Origin of the sequence: Paenibacillus sp. AR247, from assembly GCF_002968895.1 — a bacterium.
Lineage (GTDB): Bacteria > Bacillota > Bacilli > Paenibacillales > Paenibacillaceae > Paenibacillus_AQ > Paenibacillus_AQ favisporus.
In genome coordinates, this window is the sequence record NZ_PCZT01000012.1 from 570,858 (window position 1) to 573,049 (window position 2,192).

4 protein-coding genes are annotated in these 2,192 nt (G+C 52.0%); all 4 read left to right on the plus strand.

Features of this window, described 5'->3' with window-relative positions; all coding sequences use genetic code 11:
- The first annotated feature begins 146 nt into the window (after positions 1–146).
- Positions 147–476, plus strand: a complete 330-nt coding sequence (locus CPT76_RS24275) for a nucleotide pyrophosphohydrolase (protein WP_076170120.1) — start codon at positions 147–149, stop codon at positions 474–476.
- Positions 477–526: 50 nt separating this feature from the next.
- The gene (locus tag CPT76_RS24280; RefSeq protein ID WP_076170121.1) at positions 527–1,063 is read left to right on the plus strand and encodes a tetratricopeptide repeat protein; all 537 of its coding nucleotides are present in this window, start codon (positions 527–529) and stop codon (positions 1,061–1,063) included.
- A gap of 116 nt (positions 1,064–1,179) precedes the next feature.
- The gene (gene dapB / locus CPT76_RS24285; protein ID WP_105444699.1) at positions 1,180–1,980 is read left to right on the plus strand and encodes a 4-hydroxy-tetrahydrodipicolinate reductase; all 801 of its coding nucleotides are present in this window, start codon (positions 1,180–1,182) and stop codon (positions 1,978–1,980) included.
- An 18-nt stretch (positions 1,981–1,998) separates the two neighbouring features.
- On the plus strand, positions 1,999–2,192 hold a 194-nt coding region (locus CPT76_RS24290), incomplete at its 3' end, for a methylglyoxal synthase (protein WP_105444700.1).

A 2,192-nucleotide genomic window follows, 5' to 3' on the forward strand; every position in this document is an offset into this window, starting at 1 on the left:
CTTCGCTCCATTCCATAGTATACCTTTTTCCCCGGCGATTAAAAATATTTGTTTTCATTTCCGCTTTGCGATAACATATGGAGTAAACTAGCGTCCGGCGTGACGTGAAGCATTGTACATACGAAAGAGGGGGACGGTTCGGTATCATGGAGAAGTCATTGGCAGAGATGCAGCGGGAAGTCGACCGGTACATCTCCCAGTTCAAAGAAGGGTATTTCAGTCCGTTATCGATGCTGGCAAGGATGTCCGAAGAGGTCGGTGAGCTGGCCCGCGAGGTGAACCACCGGTTCGGGGAAAAGCCGAAGAAGCCTTCCGAAGCGGATAATTCCATTGAGCTCGAGCTCGGAGATATTTTGTTCATAACGATGTGCTTTGCGAATTCGCTGGGGATCGACCTGACGGAAGCGCACGACAAGGTCATGCACAAATTCAATACGCGGGATAAGGACCGTTGGACGAAAAAGGACACCGATTAGGCGAAATGAACATATGCTGTAGGAAAACCGCCTGAACGGGGGGAGCAGCTATGCAATCCGAACCTTTTGTCCAAAAGGCTTACCATTGTATTTTGCAGAACGATTTTGAAGAAGCACTTCATTGGTTTGAAGCAGCGATCGCCGAAAACCCCGAGGATGCAGAAATTCATTATAGATGCTCCGTAACCTATGCAAGAAGCAACCGGCTGGATAAGGCCATGGAACGTGCGCTAGAAGCCTCCAGGCTTGCACCCGATAAGCCGGAATACGGTTTGTATGTTCAGCATTTGCAGGCGATGCGCATCGTGCAGGATGCGAAGAAAACGATCGATTCTCCCGATGTAGCACCTGCCAATCAATTGTATGAAACGGTATCTATTTTGAAGGAAGCGGTGCGGCTCGACCCGCTCTACGGGGAGGCGTATATTTGGCTTGCGCTTGCCTACAGCCAGCTGAACGAGCACGCGCTTGCCATATCGGCTATCAAGGAAGTCATCGCCCTTCAACCCCATGACCACGGCCTGCAGGATATGCTGGAGCAATTAAAAGGCCGGCTAAACTCGTATTTATACGATTCATCCACCTAAATAGAATGAACTAAAGTTTATCTCATGTAATGTCTGGATCCCCGGGTCATTTTTCCGTGTCAGAAAAGGACTTTCTTTAGTTCATTCTATAAATCATGAGAAAGTGGGGAGCTAACATGTCAACCATCAAAGTAGCCGTCGCAGGAGCAGCAGGCAGAATGGGCAAGGAAGTCGTCAAACTGGTACTCGAGCATCCCGATCTGGAGCTGGTTGCCGCCGTCGGACGGTCCGGAGAGGGGACGGACGCGGGCACTTTGGCCGGGCTGCCGGAATGTGGCGTGAAGCTGACCTCCGATCTGGAGATGGCACTGGTCGAAGGTAAGCCGGACGTGCTTGTGGACTTTACGACGCCGCAGTTCGCATACCCCAATACGGTCTTGGCCGTAAACCACGGGGTTCGTCCCGTGATCGGCACGACGGGCTTCACCCCGGAACAAATCGAAGAGTTGGACAAGCAGTGCAAGGAGAAGGGGATCGGCGGGCTGATCGCACCGAATTTCTCCATCGGGGCCATACTGATGATGAAATTTGCGGCGCAGGCAGCCAAGTATTTCCCACATCTCGAAATCATGGAATTCCATGGGGATCAGAAGCTCGACGCGCCTTCCGGCACCGCCATCAAAACGGCAGAGATGATTGCCCAGAACCGCCAGGAGATCCGCCAGGGAAATCCGAACGAGGAAGAGACGATTGAAGGCTCTCGCGGGGGATATTATAACGGTTTCCGCATTCACAGCGTCCGCCTTCCTGGCGTATTCGCCCAGCAGGAGGTATTGTTTGGAGGCTTTGGCCAAACGCTGAAGATTCGCCACGATTCCTATGAGCGGGCAGGATATATGCCTGGCGTCAAAATGGCGGTCGAGAAGGTTATGACGTACGAGGGTATGGTTTACGGGTTTGACCATTTTATAGAGTAGTTCAGGAGGGGTTACAACATGCTAAAAATCGCATTCATCGCACATGACCGAAAAAAAGACGAGATGGTCAACTTTGTCACGGCTTATGAGCATGTGTTTGAGGGACACCAGCTGTATTCCACAGGAACGACCGGACAGCGGATTATGGAGGGCACCGACCTGAAAATCCACCGGTTCATGTCGGGTCCGCTCGGCGGTGACCAGCAGATCGG